The 21,751-nt window shown below is 44.0% G+C and carries 18 protein-coding genes and 1 pseudogene; 3 read left to right on the top strand and 16 right to left on the bottom strand.

Annotated elements, in window-relative coordinates; all coding sequences use genetic code 11:
• Positions 1-50 precede the first annotated feature (50 nt).
• From DQM55_RS02675 to rsmH, 8 genes are all read right to left on the bottom strand, one after another.
• Positions 51-275 carry a DUF4059 family protein gene (locus DQM55_RS02675; RefSeq protein WP_111675386.1) on the bottom strand — a complete coding sequence of 75 codons (225 nt, stop codon included), beginning with the start codon at positions 273-275 and terminating at the stop codon, positions 51-53.
• A 170-nt stretch (positions 276-445) separates the two neighbouring features.
• Complete coding sequence (locus DQM55_RS02670) at positions 446-1,189, bottom strand: amino acid ABC transporter ATP-binding protein (protein ID WP_111675385.1); 744 nt, start codon at positions 1,187-1,189, stop codon at positions 446-448.
• Positions 1,189-1,998 (bottom strand): amino acid ABC transporter permease, encoded by an 810-nt coding sequence (locus DQM55_RS02665; protein WP_331813034.1) that lies wholly within the window; start codon positions 1,996-1,998, stop codon positions 1,189-1,191. The genes DQM55_RS02670 and DQM55_RS02665 overlap by 1 nt, the downstream gene beginning before the upstream one ends.
• 247 nt (positions 1,999-2,245) lie before the next feature.
• A complete protein-coding gene (locus tag DQM55_RS02660; RefSeq protein ID WP_111675383.1) occupies positions 2,246-3,589 on the bottom strand; it encodes a DEAD/DEAH box helicase in 1,344 nt (447 codons plus the stop codon).
• Between the two features lie 104 nt (positions 3,590-3,693).
• Positions 3,694-4,677 carry a phospho-N-acetylmuramoyl-pentapeptide-transferase gene (mraY, locus tag DQM55_RS02655; RefSeq protein ID WP_111675382.1) on the bottom strand — a complete coding sequence of 328 codons (984 nt, stop codon included), beginning with the start codon at positions 4,675-4,677 and terminating at the stop codon, positions 3,694-3,696.
• Position 4,678: 1 nt separating this feature from the next.
• Entirely contained in the window at positions 4,679-6,967 is a 2,289-nt protein-coding gene (gene pbp2x / locus DQM55_RS02650; protein ID WP_111675381.1) for a penicillin-binding protein PBP2X, read from the bottom strand.
• On the bottom strand, positions 6,957-7,280 hold the full coding sequence (gene ftsL, locus DQM55_RS02645) for a cell division protein FtsL (RefSeq protein ID WP_002893529.1): 324 nt from the start codon (positions 7,278-7,280) through the stop codon (positions 6,957-6,959). The genes pbp2x and ftsL overlap by 11 nt, the downstream gene beginning before the upstream one ends.
• 7 nt (positions 7,281-7,287) lie before the next feature.
• Complete coding sequence (gene rsmH / locus DQM55_RS02640) at positions 7,288-8,238, bottom strand: 16S rRNA (cytosine(1402)-N(4))-methyltransferase RsmH (protein WP_002901313.1); 951 nt, start codon at positions 8,236-8,238, stop codon at positions 7,288-7,290.
• A gap of 200 nt (positions 8,239-8,438) precedes the next feature.
• On the opposite strand from rsmH, the gene DQM55_RS02635 reads away from it, so the two are divergent.
• Genes DQM55_RS02635 through DQM55_RS02625 form a run of 3 tightly spaced genes read left to right on the top strand, consistent with a single transcriptional unit; the run spans position 8,439 to position 9,417 of the window.
• Complete coding sequence (locus DQM55_RS02635) at positions 8,439-8,654, top strand: helix-turn-helix transcriptional regulator (RefSeq protein WP_111675380.1); 216 nt, start codon at positions 8,439-8,441, stop codon at positions 8,652-8,654.
• A gap of 47 nt (positions 8,655-8,701) precedes the next feature.
• Positions 8,702-9,244 carry a DUF3278 domain-containing protein gene (locus DQM55_RS02630; RefSeq protein WP_111675379.1) on the top strand — a complete coding sequence of 181 codons (543 nt, stop codon included), beginning with the start codon at positions 8,702-8,704 and terminating at the stop codon, positions 9,242-9,244.
• Positions 9,241-9,417: a hypothetical protein gene (locus DQM55_RS02625; RefSeq protein ID WP_002908960.1), complete on the top strand. Its 177-nt coding sequence runs from the start codon at positions 9,241-9,243 to the stop codon at positions 9,415-9,417. The genes DQM55_RS02630 and DQM55_RS02625 overlap by 4 nt, the downstream gene beginning before the upstream one ends.
• Before the next feature lie 56 nt (positions 9,418-9,473).
• Here DQM55_RS02625 and DQM55_RS02620 read toward each other — a convergent pair whose 3' ends face one another.
• The 8 genes and pseudogenes from DQM55_RS02620 to DQM55_RS02585 all read right to left on the bottom strand — a co-directional run bounded on the left by DQM55_RS02620 (position 9,474) and on the right by DQM55_RS02585 (position 21,566).
• Positions 9,474-9,731: a DUF896 family protein gene (locus tag DQM55_RS02620; protein ID WP_002914290.1), complete on the bottom strand. Its 258-nt coding sequence runs from the start codon at positions 9,729-9,731 to the stop codon at positions 9,474-9,476.
• A gap of 20 nt (positions 9,732-9,751) precedes the next feature.
• Entirely contained in the window at positions 9,752-11,791 is a 2,040-nt protein-coding gene (gene glyS / locus DQM55_RS02615; protein ID WP_111675378.1) for a glycine--tRNA ligase subunit beta, read from the bottom strand.
• A 39-nt stretch (positions 11,792-11,830) separates the two neighbouring features.
• The gene (locus DQM55_RS02610; RefSeq protein ID WP_111675377.1) at positions 11,831-12,181 is read right to left on the bottom strand and encodes a hypothetical protein; all 351 of its coding nucleotides are present in this window, start codon (positions 12,179-12,181) and stop codon (positions 11,831-11,833) included.
• A gap of 2 nt (positions 12,182-12,183) precedes the next feature.
• Positions 12,184-13,101 carry a glycine--tRNA ligase subunit alpha gene (gene glyQ / locus DQM55_RS02605; RefSeq protein WP_002908141.1) on the bottom strand — a complete coding sequence of 306 codons (918 nt, stop codon included), beginning with the start codon at positions 13,099-13,101 and terminating at the stop codon, positions 12,184-12,186.
• 199 nt (positions 13,102-13,300) lie between these two features.
• Entirely contained in the window at positions 13,301-14,062 is a 762-nt protein-coding gene (locus DQM55_RS02600) for an elongation factor Tu (protein ID WP_111675376.1), read from the bottom strand.
• Positions 14,063-14,372: 310 nt separating this feature from the next.
• On the bottom strand, positions 14,373-18,893 hold the full coding sequence (locus DQM55_RS02595; RefSeq protein WP_111675375.1) for a S8 family serine peptidase: 4,521 nt from the start codon (positions 18,891-18,893) through the stop codon (positions 14,373-14,375).
• Between the two features lie 527 nt (positions 18,894-19,420).
• Positions 19,421-20,575: pseudogene (locus DQM55_RS02590) on the bottom strand (AbiH family protein).
• A gap of 238 nt (positions 20,576-20,813) precedes the next feature.
• Entirely contained in the window at positions 20,814-21,566 is a 753-nt protein-coding gene (locus tag DQM55_RS02585) for a DUF6261 family protein (RefSeq protein WP_172454705.1), read from the bottom strand.
• Positions 21,567-21,751: the final 185 nt, after the last annotated feature.

Below are 21,751 nucleotides of genomic sequence, written 5' to 3'. Positions count from 1 at the left end.
TTGTTGTAACTAGAATTATTCTAACAACTTTTCTACAGTTTTACAAGCATTTAAGCTTTTAGGACAATGAGCAGGCCCAACGTCGCAAAAGACAGGACTGGAATCGTCATAATGACAATCAAAAGGACATCGTACAGATGGCTCTGGCGCTCCTTGGCTGTCTTGTCCTTGCGGCGAATCATCCGCAGTCCAATCCATAAACCCGCAATGAGCCCTACACCGACTGCTGTATAAAGCAGACTCTCGATATAAAGTGCAAATATTTGATCTAACATGTCAACTCCTCAAAGGTCAATCAGCCTCATAGTGTAAAGAAAGGGAACAACTCCAAATCTAGCCGTCAGCAAAAACACCCACTAGACAAGAAAGCCTGCTCCACTGCATGCTGAGACTGAAAACAAACTCAGCTGGTCTAGCCAACTGAGCCTTCACTGTCTCTATTATATCAAATATAGGTCCGTTTGTAACTAGCAAAAAATTCCTTGGTTCTTTCTTCCTTTGGATGATGAATAATTTCATCTGGTGTCCCAGACTCTATGATTTTCCCCTTGTCCAAAAAGAGTACTCTATCCGCAACCTGAGCGACAAAGGACATATCATGACTGACCAGAATCATGGTCTGGCCAGACTTGGCTGCATCAGCGATTGATTTCTCTACTTCTCCGACCAACTCGGGATCCAAGGCTGAGGTCGGCTCGTCTAGCAAAAGAACATCTGGATTCATAGCCAAAGCCCTTGCTAAGGCAACCCGCTGCTTCTGACCGCCTGACAAATGTCTAGGATAGTGATTTTCTCGGTCTGACAAGCCAACTTTTGCTAATTCTTCCTTGGCTATTTTGGTCGCTTCTTGGTCAGACAGTTTCTTAACTACCAGCAGACCTTCCTTGACATTTTCCAGAGCTGTCCGGCGGGAAAAGAGATTAAACTGCTGAAAGACCATGGCTAGCTTGCGGCGCAGTAGCAAAATCTCATCTTTGGAAATCCTTGAAAAATCCACTTTGAAGCCGTCGATAGTAATCTTTCCGCTATCAGGCTGTTCCAGATAGTTGAGGCTGCGGAGGAAGGTTGACTTCCCAGCACCTGAAGAGCCAATCAAAGCCACTACTTCACCTTTTTGAATGTCCAAACTGAGATCATCCAGAACCTTTTGACCTGAAAAAGTCTTACTTAAATATGAAATATTAATCATCAGATTCCTTCTCCTTCTGCTTGCTGAAGCGATTCAAAATTATCCGGCTGCTTGATATCCATCATTTTTTCAATCCATCGGCCAAGCTGCTCAATGAGAATATTGACAGCCCAATAAATCAGCGACACCGAAATAAAACGCTCAAAGTAACGGTAGTCTGCCCCTGCGATAGCCTGCGCCTTGGCAAAAATTTCCACTACACCAGCACTAAAGGCCAGAGAAGTCCCCTTGGTCAAGCCAATCAGGGAATTAATCAGACTAGGCGTCGCTACCACTGCTGCATTGGGGATAATGACACGTATATAAACCTGCTTGTTGGTCATTCCTAAGCTGCGTGCAGCCTCGATTTCTCCCAGATCTACAGACAAGATTGCTGCCCGGATGGTCTCACTGGCATAAGCCGCTTCGTTGAAAGCAAAGGCAACAATCGCAAAGACAGACGCTGGAATCTCGTTGATATTAAAGCTTGTGCCATACTTCTGATTGATGGCCTTGAGCAATAAAGGAATCCCAAAATAGGTCAGCATGAGCTGGACCAGCAGCGGTGTTCCTCTCAGAAAGCTGACAAAGAAAGCCTGAATCGGATACAGGACTTTAACCCGATTAATCTTGACGACAGCAAAAACCATGGCAAGCATAATACCAAAGACTGCACCGCCCACCGTTAAAAGAAGGGTGATTGGCAGATTTTGCAAAATGCCAGGAATGGCCTCAAAAACAGCCCTTAAACTAAATAATTTACCATCTGGAATAATCTTGAGGAACTCCTCATACCAACCAGTTGTCAGAAGATAAGTTGTAACCACTATTATTACTTCCTTTTCTTGATAATGAAATATTTTAACACAATTCTGGAACAAAACAAAGAATTTGCTTCGCTTTTACTGTCTTTTTAGCAGTCAAAACATGAGCAGCTAGTGCAAATCTCGTGTTCCTAAATATCAAATAAGCCACACTAAGCCCAATATAAAAATAGACTAGTTTCACTAGTCTATCATATCTATCTCACAAAGACTAATATATTTTTCTTATCACAGCGATAAGAAAAGTATATCACTAAAAGGTTTGGCGCTTAGCCTTACGCTCTGCCCGGCCACGTGCACGATTCTCTGCTCGCTTGGTCTTGCGGCGCTTTTCGTTCACTGCCCACTGGATTTTTTTCTTGTAGCCTGGTTTGATTTTTTTCTTTTTCTTCTTGACCAGTCCCAGCATTTCCGTGTCCAGCTTCTCCCGACTCTTTTCCCGATTGGCCCGACGGTCTCGGTCGTAGGTATCCTGGAACTCGTCATCTTTTATCATCTTGGGAATGAACTTAATCCCCATCTTTTCTAACTCCCGAATATCTGAGTCGTCACTCGGCTGGTAGAGTGTAATGGCTGTGCCAGGAAGACCATTACGGCCGGTCCGGCCTACCCTATGGACAAAGAAAGACAAGTCCCGAGGAATGCCATCGTTGATAACATGGCTGACACCTTCGATATCAATCCCCCGCGCTGCCAAGTCAGTAGCGACAATATACTCAAAATCCAGATTCTTGACCTGATTCATGATGCGCTTGCGCTCCCGCGGAGCAATATCTCCATGAATTTTAGCAACTTTGAGTCCCTGAGCTGTCAGATAGCTGTGTAGCTCATCTGCCCTCGTCTTGGTATTGACGAAAATCATGGCCAGATAAGGCTGCAGAAGCTGACTGATTTGATAAATCTGAGCATTCTTGTTTCGTCCCTTGGTTGATAGGAGCCAGTTTTCAATGGTGTCGGCAATGACCGTCTTGGTCTTAATCTGCTCAATCACTGGATTAGACAGGTATTTTTTCAAAAAAGGCTGGAGCTTCTGCGGAATGGTCGCTGAAAAAACGAGAAACTGCAGGTCTTTTGGCAGCCGGCCTGCAATCTTATCAACCGTCGCCAAAAAGCCCATGTCCAGTGTCATATCTGCCTCGTCAACGACAAAGGTCTTGGCCTTGTGAATAGCCAAATCGCCAGACTCTACCAGGTCATAAATCCGCCCAGGGGTTCCGATGACGATATGAGGCTGACTGGACTCTAACTTCCCAATCTGACGAGCCTTGTCAGTCCCACCGACATAGTTAGCCACCCGAATCTCTTTTTCAGAAAAACTAGCCAACTGACGAGCAGCCTGATAAATCTGTGCTGCCAGCTCCCGACTTGGGGCTGTAATGACAGCCTGCACACTGTCTGCCTCCTCATCCAGCATTTGAAAGATCGGCAGCAAAAACGTGTGGGTCTTCCCAGAGCCTGTCTTGGACTCCCCGACCAAATCCCGACCAGACAATACCACCGGAATCAGCTTCTCTTGGACTGGAGTCGCTTCAACGAAGTTCAAATCCCTGAGCGCTTCCTGAATATAATCTTTAAACTTAAATTCTGTAAATTTCATCTTGTCCTCTATTCTATTATCCTAACTATTATACCAAAAAATTGACCATCCTGCTTACCCTCAAATCTAAGAAGCAGAAAAGCGAGCCAGAGACTCGCTTCTTGCTATAAATATAGGATAGCCAGGGTCAAGAGACTACCCACGATACCGATTCCCCAGAAGAAGAAATCGACTTTCCACTCGCTCCACTCCTTGCCGTGGCCAGTTAGGCCACCAAGCTCAAAGTGGTGATGAACCGGGGTCATCCGGAAAATCCGCTTGCCGCCGGTCAGCTTGAAGTAAGTCACCTGCATCATGACAGAGGTTGTTTCAAACACATAGACGATACCAATCAAGAGCAGGGTCCACTCTTGGTGAAGGGAAATAGAGATAGCAGCCAGCATACCGCCCAAAGCCAAGCTTCCTACATCTCCCATGAAGATTTTAGCAGGCTTATGGTTGAAAACAAAGAAGCCTAGCAAGCCGCCAATCATGCTAATGATGACAATCAAAATATCAAAACGCTTCTGCTCAACAGCAATTACAGCATAGGCCACCAAGCTAATGACCACCGAGATACTGGCCAAACCATCAATTCCATCCGTCAGATTGACAGCATTGGAAAAGCCAATCAGCCAAAAAAGGACGAAAAAGACATAGAGGAAGCCTATCTGGACAGGAACGGTGAAGACATTCAGCTGGTCACCTGCACCGTGCTGATTATAGAAGAAGTAAAAGACAACTCCGCCGACCAGCTGCAGAAACAGTTTCTGCTTTGGATTTAGACCCTCGTTAATCTTACGAAACACCTTGAGGAAGTCGTCTAAAAAGCCAACAACGCCATACAGGACCAAGATAAAAAGAATCATGATGAGGCCGTTGGACAGCTGATGCGAAACCAGACCGATAACAAAGCTGGCCAGAACGGAGGTCAAGAGAAAGACAGTACCCCCCATGGTTGGTGTTCCGGCCTTGGCCTGATGCTGCTTAACATCTTCGTGCATCTGTTGGCCTGTGATACGAGCCTTATGGTAAAAACGAATAAAGGCAGGAATGCCGATGATAGTTAGGATAAAAGTTACGATTCCTGCAATAAGAGCAATAAGCATATTAGTCTCCCATTGTAATTGTTATTTTCTTGAGATTTTTCAGCGAAGTATTGGTCTTCTCGCTCTGCTTGACGACCTTGGAGCCCTCTCCTTTGAAAGTGACTTCAATGCCCTGCCACTTCGCAAAACGTTCGACATTGGCCTTGGTCCAGCCGTACATATCGGGCAGACTTTCTAAATCATCTGACAAGATCAAAATCTGCTGATTGGCCTTGAGATTCTTGCCCTCTTTGACAGATACTTTTTTAATCTTACCACCTGTTCCCAGTACAATTGGTTGGACGAGGTTACGGCGCAATTCATCTGCCAAGCCGCCAGGACTGATTTGATGTTTCAGACCTAGTTGCTTGGTCAAATCTTCCAGTGATGGCATTTTATAGCTGGTTTCTTCAGTGACTGTTTCAAGAGCTGGAGTTGTCTCTGTCGTCAGATTAAGACTGTCTTTGAGAGCGACAGCTTCTTCCAAGACCGGATTGACCACTTCCTGCCAGAATATAGGCTGGAATTTTTCCTCGGGCTGCTGAACTGTCACATACATGATAAATTCAGGATTTTCTGCCGGCGTCATGGCAACAACTGAGTAGATGTAGTCGTTCTCACCCTCTAGATAACCATTTTCAGAAGCGATCTGAGCGGTCCCTGACTTGACAGCGACATTCTGACCGGCCACTTGAATGACGGGTTCTCCACCGACATTCAGGGTTCCTTTGTAGGGGTCTGTTCCGACCTGAACCATATAATCCCGAGTGGTTTGAGCTGCTTTTTCTGAGACAGGATTTCCGATAATTTCTGTCGCTGTCTTACGAGCTGTATTGGTTTTTGGATCATGGATGGCATTGATAAACTTAGGCTCCACCATGACACCGTCATTGGCTACCGATGAGAAGGCACGCAGCATCTGCACCTGGGTCACACCAATCCCTTGACCGAAAGAACTCATGGCAATCGTAACATAGTTATCACCTGGCAGGGAGCCATAGGTTTCATTACCCATACCAAAGCGGGTCGGCAGACCAAACTTAAACTTACTCAAGTAGTCCAGCCACTTGTCATTGCCCATCTTCTGCTCCAGAATGGTCATACCGACGTTACTGGAATAGGTAAATCCTTGGGCAAAGGTCAGGGTTTCCCCTTCTGAAATCCCCATGTTGACGTTCCAGTCCCGAATGGTCGCATCCATGACCTTGTATTCTCTACTGTCATAGGTATCGTTAGGATTAAAGCTGCCATTATCAATAGCTGAAGCCAGAGTCATAACTTTCATAGTAGATCCTGGCTCGTACTGGCCTTGATAGAGCATGGTGTTCCAGTTGCCTAGATTTTTCTCATTCAAGCCTTCCTTGGTATCGGCATTATAGGTCGGCCGTTGAGAGGTAGCTAGGATTTCGCCGGTCTTGGCACTGACCAAGGTTGCATTGACAAACTTACCTTTGACTTTTTCCTGAAAGGCGTTCATCCGCGTTTCTAGGTAAGTTTGCAAATCAGCCGACAGCGTTGTATAGACGTCCTTGCCATCCTCTGCCTGTACAGAGACCTTTTCTGATCCAGGCACAACATTACCATTTCGGTCTTTTTCATAGGTCACAATCCCATTTTGACCAGCAAGAATCCGATCCAGTGCCTGCTCCATGCCAGAAGTCCCTTTCAGCGTCTTATTGCCTTCCTTATCCTCCTGCAGCTGGGCAAGACCGATAAACTGGGAGGCAAAGACACCGTTACTATAACTGCGGTTGGGACTGGTAGTAAAGTCAATCCCTTCAATACCAGCAGCTTCAAAGGCTTCCCGCATGGCATTCATATTACTGTAGGTAATGCCATTGCCCTGTGCCCCAAAGGAAACCTGCTTGAGATTTTTCTGCGACAGCTGGGTTTTGACGTAGTCCTTGTCCAGTTCTAGGTATTGATTGAAAATCTCTGCCACCTTATCATACTGGGATTCTTCCACATAGAGAATCTTGCCGGTAGCTGATTTGTAACTCTTGTCAATAATGGCATAGACATTATAAGTCGTAGCATCCTCTGCAATGGGAACTCCATTTCGGTCATAGATCGTTCCCCGCCGGGCAGCGACTGTAACCGTCTTTTGATGGACTACTTCTGCACCCTTTGATAGATTAACACCGAACTTCTGGTCTGTCCCAATAATAATGGCAAAATTAATCAAGAAAACGAAAAAGAGAAAGATAGCTAAGATACTCATGCTCTTTCCCACTTGCCTCCGATTGTATTCAGGGGTTTGCCTATTTTTCAGGGCGTATTTTTTAATTCTTTCAAAAATTCTATTCTTCATCCGTTGAACTCACTGTTTTACGATTTCCCTTCTGGAGTTTCATATCCTGAGAGCTGGCCAGCTGGGACAGCCTTTCATAGCGGGTCAGTTCATTGACTTCCTGCTTGATGTCGGCTAGCTCTGTCTGCTCCGCTTCAATCTGGGTATTAACTTCTGTCAAATCCCGGTCCACCTGCAATAGCTTGGTCTGCATAAAGACGATGCTGACCGCTAAAATAATGGCAGTCAAAACGATAGATCCGTAAAAGGCCTTCTCAACTCGGGAAAATTTTCTCATCTGATCTTGAAGCGGGTTTGGTCTTTTTTCTGACATTTCTTCCTCACTTGTGTATCTTACGGGCCACGCGCAGCTTAGCGGAATGAGCCCGATTATTGCTTTCTAATTCTTCTTTGCTTGGTAAAATTGGTTTGCGGCTGACCAGCTCCAGCTTAGGCTGCAGTTCATCAGGGATGAAGGGCAGGCCCTTAGGAACATCCACTGTCGAAGCCTCCTTGAAAAGCTGCTTGGTCAGACGGTCTTCCAGCGAATGAAAAGTAATGACCGCAATCCGGCCGTCCACCGCCAGCAGATCAATGGCCTGCTGAATAGACTCATCCGCTGCGCCCAGTTCATCATTGACCTCAATCCGAATGGCCTGAAAAATCTGCTTGGCTGGATGGCCTTTCTTCTTCAGCTCCTTAGCTGGCTTGGCTGACTTGATAATTTCAGCCAGTTCTGTCGTTGTTTCAATGGGCTTGACACTTCTAGCCTGCTCAATCTTGCGAGCAATCTGCTTAGAAAACTTATCTTCACCGTATTTAAAAAAGATTCGTACCAAATCCTGATAGCTATAATGATTGACAACCTCAAAAGCTGTCAAGGCTGCCTCGCGGTTCATGCGCATATCCAAAGGCGCATCCTGTTTATAGGAAAAACCACGCTCACGCTGATCCAGCTGAGGGCTGGAAACGCCTAAATCATAACAGATCCCATCAATTTCTTCCACACCGGCTTCTTGCAAACGGCTCTTGAGGTGGCGGAAATTGTCCTTGATAAAGGTCACCATCCCCCTCTCTACATAAGGAGCCAAACGCTTTTTAGCATTGTCAATAGCCGTCTGGTCCTGATCAAAGGCATAGAGATGCCCCTCATCTCCGAGCTGGCTCAAAAGATATTCGCTGTGACCAGCACCGCCAAGGGTCGCATCGATATATATGCCGTCAGGCTTAACCGCCAACTGGTCAACCGTTTCATGAAGAAGAACCGTAATGTGATGAAATTCGTTTGTCATATCTTACTTATTATATCACATTCAAAAGCAAAAAAAAATTTAAAAGAAAAAGTAAGCGGATGAAATCCTTTTTTGAATTTTTTGTCAGATATACTTGACACTTTTTCTAAAAAGTATTATACTAGCATAAAATAAAAGTCAAATATAACTGACAAACTTACTGGAAGTTATCAGTTATAGAATTAGAAAGGAAGGGTGTAATGAATCGTGTCAAAGAATTTCGAAAAGAAAAAAAGATGTCTCAGCTAGAGTTGGCCAAGTCTATCGGGGTATCGCGGCAAACTATCAATATGATTGAAAACAACAAATACAACCCCACCCTCGAGCTCTGTATCAATCTGGCTAGAGCGCTGGATACTGACCTCAACGCCCTCTTTTGGGATCCCCAGCTGATAGATGAAGATTCAGAGGACTAAGAGTTTTTCCCTGTAGCAAATTTCATACCTAAAGAAAGGACTAAAAAATGAAAAAAGAAACATTCTCAGACAAGATGATTAAACGATTTTACGGCATTACCGGACCTTTGGACGAGCAAAAACGTCAACAGGCTGAGCATCTAGGAAATATAGGCTTTATCTGGCTTTTCTTTATTCTGATTTTTGGCAATGCCATCGCCTTTCCCCTAGCCTTTCGCTGGCCCAAAATTATCGCTGTTGCCTATCCTATCCTGCTGGAAATCCTTATCCTCGGCTTCTGTGTCTATATAGTCATTCAAGCACGGCGCAAAGGAATTGATGACCTAGAGCTAGGACTTCAGGATGAAAAAGAAGAAAAAGCTATGAAACATGCTGGTCTCAAAGCAGGTTTCTCCTATTGGCTACTCTTTTACCCTCTCTTCGGCATCATGATAGCTGTCATGGAAAAGAAAGATATCCTACAAGTTTTGCTTCAACCTAAACTTATTGTAACTGGATTAGCCGCAGGCCTTGGATTTGGACTGATTATGCATTTCATTGCCAAAGGAAAGATTCGTCAAGCACAAAAAAAGGAGGAAGAAGACCTATGAGACTCAATCTCAAAGAAAAAATGGATTTAGGGATTCTATCCCTCATTATTGCCATCGCTGCTTATTTCTTTTTCCGTATTACAGAGCCTTGGATTTTCTGGCTGGATGTAGCAATTATCGTTAGCTGCATCTATGTAGTCCTCCGCATTTTGAAAAAACGTAAACAAGAATAAAAGAACCCCTCGACAGGAACTTTCTAGCTTCCTAGCGAGGGATTTTTTATATTTACTTAAGACTCTGGGTCATCTAGACTACGACCATGAAGACCTTTCTCGCGCTGAACTTGACGCAATTTTTCAGGAGTGATATCATTGCCAGCCTCATCAACAATCTTGATGCCTTCGATGTGATGGCGAACAGAGCGACGGTAGCCTTCGATATACTCTTCACGAAGCTTGGCTTGTTCCACTTTTTCCTCAGCAGTTAGACCTTCTGTTTTTTTCTTCTTAGCCAGTTCATTAATACGGGCAATTTTTTTAGGATCCATGATTCTACCTCTCTTACCTTTTATTTGGTATTAATCTGATTAAACTGGGCCAGCTGTCCCGCTTTGGCCGTCAAAGACGCCAGGAGAGCTAGGCGGTTGTTACGCACAGCTTCATCTTCTGCCATGACCATGGTATGGTCAAAGAAAGCGTCAATAACTGGACTGAGAGCAAAGAGTTGGTCCAGATTGGCAGCTAAGTCAGGCGTCAGCTCCACTTTTTCAATAGCAGCTGCCAAGTCTTTTTCCTCTTGATTTTCAAAGAGTGCTGGATTGACAGCTGTCTGCCCTTGAGCTTTCTCAGCTAGATTAAAGACCCGAGACAGGCTTTCGACTGCTGACTTGAAGTTGTCTTCCTGAGCTTTTTCTGCTAGGAGTGCAGCTGTTTCTACCAAATCGCGTACGACAAAGTTAGTGCTTTGAAGAACAGCCGTCACGATGTCTTTGGGAATGCCTCGATCCATCATTTTCTCAACACGAGCACGGAAGAAGTCCAGCACGGCCTCTTGATTGTCATAGCTTAGACTATCAAACTTGAGTTCGTAAAGTCGACCAAGAAGCTGAGCCAAGTCAATGTTCCAGCCAAACTTGTCCAAGATACGCACGACACCCTGAGTCGCACGGCGCAAGGCATAAGGGTCATTGGAACCGCTCGGAATCAAGCCAACTGAGAAGAAAGACAGAATAGTATCCAGCTTATCAGCCAGAGCCAAGACTGCTCCAACCTTAGTATCAGGCAATTCGCCATCGGCTGAAGTCGGCATATAGTGCTCCCGAATAGCAGCTGCCACCGCAGCATTCTCACCAGCCAGAAGAGCATACTTCTCACCCATGATACCTTGCAACTCATCAAACTCACCAACCATACCAGTCAGCAAGTCAAACTTATAAATAGCTGCTGCACGAGCCAAGTCGGCTGTCTCATCAGCATCCAATCCTGCTTCTTGCGCCAAGAAAGTAGCAATCTTGCCAGTCCGCTCCATGTGCTCTGCCAGAGAACCGATTTTTTCGTGGAAGGTCACATTGCTCAGCTTTTCAACCAAGTCGGCAATAGCCAGTTTTTGGTCTTCTCGCCAGAAGAATTCCCCATCTTCCAGACGAGCTACCAAGACTTTCTCATTTCCCTTGATGACATTTTCTAAGTGCTCTGCATTTCCGTTGCGGACAGAGATAAAGTGCGGCAAAAGCTTGCCTTCACTATCACGCACAACAAAATAACGCTGGTGCTCTTTCATGGAAGTTACTAAGACTTCCTCAGGCACTTCTAAGTATTTGGCATCAAAATTACCTAAGAAAGCAGTTGGATATTCCACTAGATTCAACACTTCATTGAGCAAGTCTTCGTCAATCTCGATAGAAACCCCGTGCTCCTCTTCCAGTGCTCGAATCTGCTCAACAATCATATCTCCCCGCTCAAGAGGGCTGGCAATCACAAACTGAGCCCGTAGGTCATCTTCATAGGAATCCGCTGAAGCAATCTCCGTTTCTTTCCCCAAGAAACGGTGTCCACGGCTAGTACGACCGCTCTTGATGTCCAAGAAATCCAAATCGAAGGCCTGCTCATCTAGGAGAACTATCAAGGTGTGGACTGGACGGATGTATTCAAAAGTGTTATTAGCCCAGTGCATGCTGACAGGGAAGGTCAGGGCTTGCAAAACTTCTGTCACTGCTGGGATGATCTCCTCTACCGGGCGGCCGATTTCTTCCTTGGTCACATAGACGTATTCTTCCCCCTTGATTTCACGGAAAGTAATGTCCCCAACTGTCAATCCCTTGCCACGAACAAAGCCTTGAGCAGCCTTGGTAAAGTTGCCGTCAGCGTCCAGAGCAATTTTCTTAGAAGGGCCTTTGAAATCTTCTGTCAAATCAGACTGCTTGTCCGCCAAGCCAACCACGCGCACCGCCAGACGACGCGGTGTGGAGAACATTTCAATTTTCTCAAAGGTCAGACGATGGTCTGTCAGGAAAGCTCCCATCTTGTCGCGCAGCTGCTTCATGCTAGGTGTCACGACATAGGCTGGCATTTCCTCCAAGCCTAATTCAACTAATAAATTTTTTACCATGATTATTCCTTTATTTTTTTCTAATATTTAGTGAACTATTTAATATTCTATTTCGACTTCGACAATAGATTTAACCCTTTTAGAATATGCACCTTCCAGTGTGGGGACAGTAATCAAAAAATCTTTAAGAGATTTTATCTGTTGCAAAATTTCATCACATTTTCGCGTTGATTCTTCCTCTGATAGCCCTACACAAGAAATTCCTAATTGAAACAATAATCCACAATAATCGTATTCATTGTTATTAGAAAAATGAGAGAAGTTACAATACAATATTGATTCTGCATTCCCAATCTTTTGAGATAGACATGTTTTAAAATTTATCCCCATCCTATGATCATCAAGGGTTCCAGGAAAGCCCTCCAATTCAACCTTTAACAGTTCCTCCATGATTATTCCCCCTCCTCTGCCAAGAGTTTCTCGCGAGTCTCTGCATCCAAAAGCGGATAACCCAGACGCTTGCGCTCAGCCACAAAGGTCTTGGCCACGACACGGGCCAGATTACGAATACGGGCGATATAACCAGCCCGCTCTGTCACAGATACAGCTCCACGTGCATCCAAGAGGTTAAAGGTATGCGAGCATTTGAGAACATAGTCATAGGCTGGGTGCACCAGATGCTCGTCCAGACAGCGCTTAGCTTCCGCTTCAAACTTCTCAAAATTCCCCAAGAGCAAGTCTTGGTCGCTGACCTCAAAGCTGTACTTGGAATGCTCATACTCAGGATGCGTGAAAATTTCACCGTACTTAACGCCATCAGCCCACTCAATGTCATAGACTGAGTCCACTTCTTGGATATAAGAAGCCAGACGCTCCAGACCATAAGTCACCTCAGCAGTCACCGGATGAGTTGGCAGACCTCCGACCTGCTGGAAGTAAGTGAACTGCGTGATTTCCATTCCATCCAGCCAAACTTCCCAGCCCAGACCAGCAGAGCCAGTTGACGGGTTTTCCCAGTTATCCTCAACAAAGCGGATGTCGTGCTCCAGCGGATTGATGCCCAAGAGCTCCAAAGACTGCAAATAAAGTTCTTGGATATTGCTTGGAGACGGCTTCATGACTACCTGAAATTGATGGTGCTGATAAAGACGGTTAGGATTTTCCCCATAACGACCATCTGCCGGCCGGCGAGACGGCTCTACATAGGCCGCATTCCACGGCTCTGGCCCAATAGCCCGCAGGAAAGTATAGGGACTCATCGTTCCCGCCCCCTTTTCATTATCATAAGCCTGCATGAGCATACAGCCTTGGTCATTCCAGAACTGCTGTAAAGTCAAGATAATTTCTTGAAATGTTAACTTTTTAGACATTTGTTACTCCTTTTGTTTCTTGAGATTCTTGCGAAGCGTTCAAAAGGGAACAATTACTTCCCTTTTGAAAAGCTAGTACATCGCTTAGACAAACCGCCCCATAACGGTTGTCGTTAGCCAATCGAACCTTTAGGTTCGCAATTGACTTTAGCGAGGTGAAATGTTAACTTCTTAGACATTTGTTACTCCTTTTGTTTGTTTATATCTCTTTGTCTATTATTTTCTGTTCTATGAACCAATCCAACAAGGTAAGTGTTTTATCTGTATTTGCCCAACGATGATAAGAATTAAAGACCGCTTGCACACTGCCTAGATTTTCTACTAACTTGTCAACTGTCAAAAAACTGCGCCAGTATTCGTAAAAAATACTAGCATAATTCCCTTGATAAGTTGAAGTACCGAAATCATTCAATGAATGCCAACCGTGCTTTTTCTGAAAGAGCTTTACGAGAGACTGATTACATGCTTTTTCCACTCGAAATTCCTCATCTGTAAAGAAATACTTGCGACTAATATACTCAGCCATACCTTCTTCAAACCAGATATAGGCACCGTATCCATCAAAGTCATCTAAAAAATGCTCTGACCAATGAGCCAACTCATGGCCTACAATCTGCAAGAGGGAATTCCCCGACAAAGACTGATAGTGGCTTTCTATTGCTTGAGTTTGGTGAGAGGTCTCGTAATTCTCCAACTGAAGGAGATACAAATCTTTCCAAACCGTCAACTCGGGAGTCATAACCATCCGCCTGTCATTTGTATAGGCTGGTAAAGGAATTTCCCGAATGATCTGTGTAGCAGAATCAAAATCGGACCAAATGATGGCTTGCGGCAAGTCATAAACCGCAAACTCGTCTTTTAAAAAAGCTAGATAACCCTGCAACTTTGCGGCATTCTTTGCGACGAAATCTCGAAAAGCTGCTAATTGGTTCTCGTCTTTTACAAGATAAAGGTTCTCCACGAATCTCCTTTCTTTCGAACAATAGACTCAGTACGCAAAAGAACCACATCCGACAGTCCTAGGCTATTCACCTAGGGGCGTCAAGACGCGGTTCCACCCTAATTTATTACTTCATTACTTTTGAAATTATATCCGAAAGCGCCATCTGCACTGCTTCCCTATCCGGCTCACACTATCCCGAACTCGCTAAAAAGTAGACAATGAGAATTCTTTCTAAAAAAGATTATAGCAGAAAATAGAGCCAATGTAAAATACTTATCGAAAAATCCCTCAAGTTTCAACTTAAGGGATTTTAACTAATCTAAACCAATTAGACTTGTTTAGTTTTTTTCGGTCTCACAACTCTTGGCTTTCTGCCATCGAGTTTTCTTTTTGCCTCTCTGAGGTTGGCAATAGCTGCTTTGACATCTTCCTGGCTGGCACCTGGATCCGCCAATACTGCCTTAGCCTCTGCATAGGCCTCTAGATAAGCTGCCTTCACCGCATCAGTCGCATAGATAAACTTATTGCTGATGGCTTGGTAATGCACCTCATCATCAACTAGCTTCTTGAGATTGGTAAAGTTAGTCGCCTTGCCATCCAACTTCTTCTCTGCTGTAGTCAGCTGAGCTAGAGCTGTATCAATTTGCTCCTGGGTCACCTTATCCTGCACCAAGAGCAGAGCCACTGCTTGGAAGGCCTTGTCATAAGCGCGGCGAGTTCTATCCTTAGCATTGGCATAAGCACCTGTCTTAGTGGTTGTTGCATAAGCTTCCACAGCCGCCTTAACCGCAGCAATATCAGAGTCCTTGCCGTCTAGATTAGCAGATGCTGTTTCTAGCTTACCTCTTACGGAATCAACTTGCGCTTGGGTCAGTTTGCTTGTCAAAGCTTCCTTGGCTGCTTGATAGGCTTGGTCGTAGGCTGTGCGCTTCGCTGCAGAAGCATTGTAATACTGAGCAGTGCCGACCAGACTAGACTGCTGATTGACAGCTGCCAGCAAGCCTGACTTGACGATAACTCCCAGCTTCAGCAGATTATTCTGGCCTTCTTTGACCTCAATAGTTGGCTCATTTTCCCAGAGCTCATAGCCAGTCGGTAGGTTGACAAAGACAGAGTAGAATCCAGCTGCTACGGATCTTCCGAAGGCATGCTTGCCAAACAGTTCTGCTGGAAGCGTATAAGCATCACCATTGTTATTCTTGAGAACCACTTGGGTATTCTTCGGAACAGCTTGATCAAAGGCAACGCTGACCGGTGCAAAGACCAGCTTCTTGACTAGAAACTCAATCGTCTTAAAACTATCCTGGGCTGTCAGCTCAAACTCCTGAGTCAGAGCACTGTAGAAACGAAGCTCATCCTTATCATAAGTAAAGATCTCAGCTGTGTAGCGGCCAAACGGCAGAGCATTGATTTGCTTGCCCTTGTCCAGTTCGACATACTTGCCCTTGCTATCCTTGATTCGATAGACAAAGGTCGAATGCACATCTTGACGCGTATTGGCATCCACCAGAGCGACACGGATACGCCCGTCATTTTCAGCACTGACTAGCTCTGACAAAGCTATGGCATCACGGTTACCCGCATAGTCCTCTACCACATAGAAGATCTTAGACTTGTCCACTCCTTTTGGCAAGGTGTAGCTGCCATCCGCATTGGCTGAGATGTAAACTCGACGCTCGTAATCACGCTCAATGCCAAAATCATCCACGTCTTTATAGGTCTCTTTCCCTTTTTCATCTGCTTGCAGATAGAAGACCTGTTCTCTCAAAATACCGCCGTTGCCAACATCTTTTGGCTTACGAGCCGTAAAGGTTTCCGCACCATCCTTGGTACTGATATAGCCTGAGCTAATCAAAGGCTTCTGATTATCAATCTGCAGGTTAAAGGTAATCTGCTGCTCTTTAGCACCTGGTACATCTGGCGTATAGCGAACCACATAGGTATAGAGGCCATCTTCCAGCTTCTCACCCTTGCTATCACGACCATCCCAGTATGTATCTTCTAGTAGGTAGGACTTAGGATTGTCTGACCGACCACTATAATAGTTCTTGCGGCTTTCTCTAATCGTGCTGCTCTGCCAGATTGGGAAGCGATAGTCCTTATCATCTGCCGTATAGACACTAGCTGTCAGATTATTGATATTACGATAGAGAACTGTCCGATACTGGATGCTGTCCTGATTGCCATCACCATTAGGTGAGAAGGCCAGACGAATCTTGCCATCCGCTCCCAGCTGCAGCACATGCTTACCATCCGCATTTTCTGCAGTTCCCAGTACAATTGAGCTGCGAGCAGCTGTTCGACCGGTAGAGTAGAGTGTATCATTTGACTCTGTCACAAGGGAAGAGACATTGTCATCAGACAGGATACTCTTGTCCTCTGGCACTGGGTAATAGAAGCCTGACTTGCCTTCTTGGACCAGATCATAGATTGGTCTTTCTACAGCTGGCAGATCTTGGAATTGCCCACGGAAGCCCATAAATGGCAGACTAACCACATCGCCGTCATCTGCTGGATCGACAAAGCGGACAAAGCCTTCTAAGAAATAGCCGTTCGGCATCTGCTTGATTAACTCTTCCGCAAACTTAGCAGTATTTACCTTGACCGTCACTTTTTGGCTGCTGTGAGCCTTGACAGTAACTTCTGGCCAGACCGTTTCAGTTAGTTTGCGAGGTGTCAGGGTAAAGTAGCCATCCTTGACCGCATCCGTGTTGGTATTGACAATCATCTTCAGTGTCCGATCCTTATCCGTGATATTATGAACCGTAACATCAAAGGTGAAGCTGTCTTGGACATTGCCCAAGGAAACGCTAGGATATTGGTTATCCCCTGTCACATAGAGGCCAGTAGAAACCGCCGCTGCCGTATCCACGATACCAGCACCCTGCTGACGCGGAGAGGTATAGGCACCTGTTTCCTTGTTGACATGCAGCTTGGCTGTAGACATGATAAGAGCTTTGACCAGATCTGCATTCTGGGCAGGTGTCAGGTCTGGATAATGCTGAAGGAGATATTCCTTGACCAGAGCCGCTACACCAGCCACATGAGGGGTAGCCATACTGGTTCCCTGCATATTGCCATAGGTATTGTCGTTAAGTGAAGAGTAAATATCGCCACCTGGTGCTGTCACATCTGGCTTGAGCAAGCCATCTGTCGTCACACCCCAGCTAGAGAAGTCAGACAGACTACCTGCTCCTGGATGCGGCCGATTGACCTTAAGTCCATTAAAGGCCACCTTGTAGTTACCAGCTGCTAAAGCCTCTCCATATTTCTTACTGATAAAGGCTGACGGAACCTTTTTAGATTCACTGTCTAGGCTCATCGTTAGGTTAGCTCCGTCGACATTATTGTACATCAGAGCACCAACAGCACCATGGCTAATGGCATTTCTAACTTTTTCAGCAAAGGTAAAGGAACCACGCTGGATAAGAGCCAGCTTACCTGTCAGATCCTTACCAGCAAAGTCCTCTTCACGGCCAAGACCAACATGGACATACTCATATTCCTTGCCCTTTTCAAAGGTTGCATTTGTCTCACCCATGGAGTAGCTGAAATGACCGTTCAAAAGCTTATCATTCTTTTCCAGACCACGCACTTCCATGACTTCCTCTGTCAGAACAGTGTTATTGACAGAGGCGACTGAGATAGAGCTTTCTACTGTTGAAGGACTGCCAACTAGACCATAGTCTGGATTTTCAACCAGAGGTTTAGAGTATTCACTTCCGAAGGTGTTGTCATTACCCGCCGCAATGATCACGCTCACCCCCTTGGCCCGAGCGCGCTCAATAGCGGCCTGCAGACTAGGGCTGACATCAACCGTTGAACCTGTTGCTGAACCTAGACTCATATTGATGGTATCAGCCCCCAAAGCCACCGCATCATCAATAGCTTTGATATAGATAGCGTCGCTAGTTGTGCGTTGACGGTCTGAGAAGACCCGCATAAACATAACTTGTGCTTCTGGCGCAACACCATAGACATACTCATCATTAGGAGCTTTCTTGTTGGGATTTCCCGCTGTAATCCCTGTTACGTGCATACCATGTGAGTAACTGTTCTTTTCCTTGATATTGTCATCACCGTCGATATAGTTATAGGCATAGACAACCTTGCTGTTATACCATTTCCCGTAGTCAATACCAGCCTTTTTCTTAGCTTCTTCCAGAGCTGCCTCTGTCTGATACTTGGCCTTTGACGGGTCAGATATCTTCAGAACCTCATGGTGGACATCCAGACCTGAGTCGATAATGGCTACCACACGGCCTTGACCTTTATAGCCTTGAGACCAGGTCTGAGGAACCTTGATGATCTCATTGGTACTGATGCTGCTTGGTTTAGCATCCCGAGAAGTTGGTGACTCTGCTACTGCATCAGGTTTAGATGCTGGCTTGTCTGAGTTTGCGGCTGCCGAAGACTCTGCAGTTGGACTAGCTGGAGCTGTTGGCTTGGTCTCTGTGGCAGATGGCTGAGTTACCTTCTCAGCACTTGAAGAAGCCTCTTCCGATGAGGAAGTCGCTCCTTTCTCTACAGGAGCTGCAGCTGCTTCCTTAGCCTCTGCCGTAGAAGGCTGGCTCGCCTGCTCTGTACTTGAAGCTACCGATTCAGAAGAAGCTGGTGCTGCTTTCTCCACAGCAGCTGGAGTTACCGGCTGACTCTCAGGTGTAGCTTCTTGAGAAGCGGACTCAGTCGCTGATACCACAGCGGCAGTCGGCTGACCTTGCCCTGACGAACTAACTGTCGCCTGCTCATCCGCCTGAGCCTGTCCAGCACCAAAAACCAGAGCAGTTCCCAGCAGAACAGAAGCCAAACCGAACTTGTATTTACGAAGTGAAAATCGTTGTCTTTGCATAGAAGTCTCCTTATCTTTATTTATAAACCATATTATAATAAAAATTTTCTGACAATTCATACAATCCTAACAAATTTAACCAAAACGTAATAATGGCGAATGTTTTAGCCAAAAACTACTATATGATAAAGTTTCAAGTCTCTATTTATTTGAAATACAGAACAAATACAGTTTAAAATCCGGAAATAAGAAAAACCAATCAGAACTAGCGCAGAATGTACCAGTTTGATTGGTTTGTTATGGGATGTTTATTAGATACTATTTTTCATTGATAAATAAGCAAACGTACTACTTCTTGGAATGATATTTACGTCATCTCTAGCTAATAAAGCACACTCTCCATCAAAAACATCTGTTTTTTTGTTTTATATGCTAATTCAAATTTCAGTATAATAGCGAATTCCTCAAGACCTACAGTAGTGAGTGTTGAAATAAAAAAGTTAATAAGAAATTCCAACCTTTTATTATTCGTCCCTAAAATCAAGGAATTTTTAATTCCATGGTTTACAATGAACTCATAAAATAACTCATGGTAACAGGACTTCTTTCATTCTTTTAGCATCTTGACTTTGCACAAATACAACTTTTTCCATGCCAGTAAGTTCGACTAATTTGTCTTTACCAATAATTATTGCCAAATTTTTAATCAACGAGCGTTTAGCAAATTCATCATAATATGTAAAAATAAATCTACTTTCGAATAGAGCATTTTCTGTTTTTTCAAAACATTTTTGGAAAATTTCTTTATCTAAAGGATCGACTGAATGACCAAAAATAATAATATTTTTAGAAATAATATTCTCAGGCAATATTTTTTCACTAGTGGAATCAGTTTTTACTTCAAAAAATTTCTCATATTTATTCCCAGTTTCTTTGACAACTCGTTGATAGTATTTTTGGTACGGTATTAAATCGCTATTCACATCATTTCCCTTATCTTCAATTCCGAAGACGATAGTGTTCATTTTTGATTTTTTTCTTGATAAATCAATCTCACCATGAATGTGATGAGTTCTCTCTTCCGATATTCCGAATAATTTCTCTGCAGTATGAGTATAGTTGAAACTTAACACATATGATTCTGATAAATTAGCAATACTATCCAAAGCTGTCTTTTGACGCTTTATTTTTTTCACTTCAAAATCATCATAATCTCTATATGACAAATATATCTCTAGGAGATCTATCAATAAGTCTAATTGCTTAATAAACTTATTATTGAATTCTTCTAACTTAATTTCTTTTTGGGAATTTCCCCAAAACTCATCTCCAAAAAAAGAGACAAATGCTCCTGTAATAAATGCTTTCGCATTAAAATTATCGTGTTCCTTGAAAACATCTCCCAGTAAATCATATTCATTCCCTGGATCTTGTTCGACAGCAAGAAATAATTCCTCTCTATTTTTTTTAAAATATATTATTGCTTCTACAATATTAGATAACATTATTTCAAGATTAGACCAGTTAGAACCAAGATTTTTTCCTTATTTATTAATGCATTCTAGATAAATATTATTCTTATATTCATCAATAACTATATTCCAAGTATTTATAAAATCTTGAAACTTTTCATCTTTTATTTGATATAAATCATTGGCAAAGTCAATAAAATTCTCATATCGTGTCTCCCTCCCCATCGCTATATCAAAGCCGTTACCTAGTATTAAAATATTGTCAGCCATACTTAACCTCCCCTATTATATTAAATTTGATTAATATCATTATTTTTTTCTAAATTGTTCCGCTTTAAATTCTAAATTCTCTATATCAATAATTCCTTTCATTCCTCAATTTTTAAAATGTAATTATCTGTTTTTATAACTATAAAATACCCTCTATATCTTGTTTTCTATTCTGGTAAAATTATACCACAAAAACACCAAAAATCCCCTAGAATTCACAATTCTAAGGGATTATTCTTTATCCTGCTGCTTCCGGTGCTTGTTCCGGTTTGGTTTTCTTATTTGGACTAGCCAAGCGGCGCTTGCTGTCTCGGATAGTATTGAGATCCTTGAGGAGTTTGGCAAAGTGGGCTTTCTCTGGATAGGCTTCTGCAGAGGCTGCGGTATAGCGCATAAAGAGGTCATAAGTGCGAGAGATTTCCGTGCGCAGCTGCTTGGTCTTACCGACTTCTTTGCTGGACTTAGCTGCACGCGCTAGGACTTCGGCCTTATCATAGTCTTCCTGAGCAGTCGTCACTGCGCTAATCACCGGTGAGAGTCCCAGAGTAGTTACTGCCGCATTGTAGGGCTCTTCCTTGAGGGTTTTGAGGAGGCTCTTAATCTCAGCAGTTGCGACATCGTTATTATGCTTAGTGATATCCTTGTACTTAGTCAGGACTGGAGCCAACGTCTCATAGGCTTCCTTAAACTTTGCTTCCTTTATCTTAGCAAATCCCCTATGCAGGGTAAAAAGTCCGACCAGAGCACTGTCCCGCTCCTTATCCACCTCTGCCAGACTTATGGTCTGCTTCTTTTCCACGCTGGCTAGCTGTTTCTGGAACTCTTCTAACTTGCTCGCAAAGGGCTCCAAGTGCGTACCATACATATCTTCGCTCTTGTTGGCCTTGACGAAGTCGGTGATGATTTGACGAGAATCCGTCATCAAACTTTCAAACTCACGGTGAGTAAAGTTGCTATAGGTCAAGGGACGAATGGTGTAGTTAGTAGTCATAATAAAACCTCTCCAATAATTTGATGAACTAAGTATAACACGTGACAATAAATCTTTTGTATGGCTGCCCTGAAATGTCATTTTTTATCCCTGAAATAGCACTTTTTCAAAATCAAAGACATAAAATATCCCCACCTGATGATTTCTTCAACTTCAGATGGGGATTATTTCTTTTCAAAAATGGA

This window comes from Streptococcus sanguinis, from assembly GCF_900475275.1.
Classification (GTDB): domain Bacteria; phylum Bacillota; class Bacilli; order Lactobacillales; family Streptococcaceae; genus Streptococcus; species Streptococcus sanguinis_N.
The sequence above is the reverse complement of the archived record's forward strand: the minus strand, read 5'-3'. Positions and strand labels throughout refer to the sequence as shown.

Coding starts and splice junctions, on each gene's coding strand:
- DQM55_RS02675 (WP_111675386.1), bottom strand. CDS start 275: ATGTTAGATCAAATATTTGCACTTTATATCGAGAGTCTGCTTTATACA.
- DQM55_RS02670 (WP_111675385.1), bottom strand. CDS start 1,189: ATGATTAATATTTCATATTTAAGTAAGACTTTTTCAGGTCAAAAGGTT.
- DQM55_RS02660 (WP_111675383.1), bottom strand. CDS start 3,589: ATGAAATTTACAGAATTTAAGTTTAAAGATTATATTCAGGAAGCGCTC.
- mraY (WP_111675382.1), bottom strand. CDS start 4,677: ATGCTTATTGCTCTTATTGCAGGAATCGTAACTTTTATCCTAACTATC.
- pbp2x (WP_111675381.1), bottom strand. CDS start 6,967: ATGAAGAATAGAATTTTTGAAAGAATTAAAAAATACGCCCTGAAAAAT.
- ftsL (WP_002893529.1), bottom strand. CDS start 7,280: ATGTCAGAAAAAAGACCAAACCCGCTTCAAGATCAGATGAGAAAATTT.
- rsmH (WP_002901313.1), bottom strand. CDS start 8,238: ATGACAAACGAATTTCATCACATTACGGTTCTTCTTCATGAAACGGTT.
- DQM55_RS02635 (WP_111675380.1), top strand. CDS start 8,439: ATGAATCGTGTCAAAGAATTTCGAAAAGAAAAAAAGATGTCTCAGCTA.
- DQM55_RS02630 (WP_111675379.1), top strand. CDS start 8,702: ATGAAAAAAGAAACATTCTCAGACAAGATGATTAAACGATTTTACGGC.
- DQM55_RS02625 (WP_002908960.1), top strand. CDS start 9,241: ATGAGACTCAATCTCAAAGAAAAAATGGATTTAGGGATTCTATCCCTC.
- DQM55_RS02620 (WP_002914290.1), bottom strand. CDS start 9,731: ATGGATCCTAAAAAAATTGCCCGTATTAATGAACTGGCTAAGAAGAAA.
- glyS (WP_111675378.1), bottom strand. CDS start 11,791: ATGGTAAAAAATTTATTAGTTGAATTAGGCTTGGAGGAAATGCCAGCC.
- DQM55_RS02610 (WP_111675377.1), bottom strand. CDS start 12,181: ATGGAGGAACTGTTAAAGGTTGAATTGGAGGGCTTTCCTGGAACCCTT.
- glyQ (WP_002908141.1), bottom strand. CDS start 13,101: ATGTCTAAAAAGTTAACATTTCAAGAAATTATCTTGACTTTACAGCAG.
- DQM55_RS02595 (WP_111675375.1), bottom strand. CDS start 18,893: ATGCAAAGACAACGATTTTCACTTCGTAAATACAAGTTCGGTTTGGCT.
- DQM55_RS02585 (WP_172454705.1), bottom strand. CDS start 21,566: ATGACTACTAACTACACCATTCGTCCCTTGACCTATAGCAACTTTACT.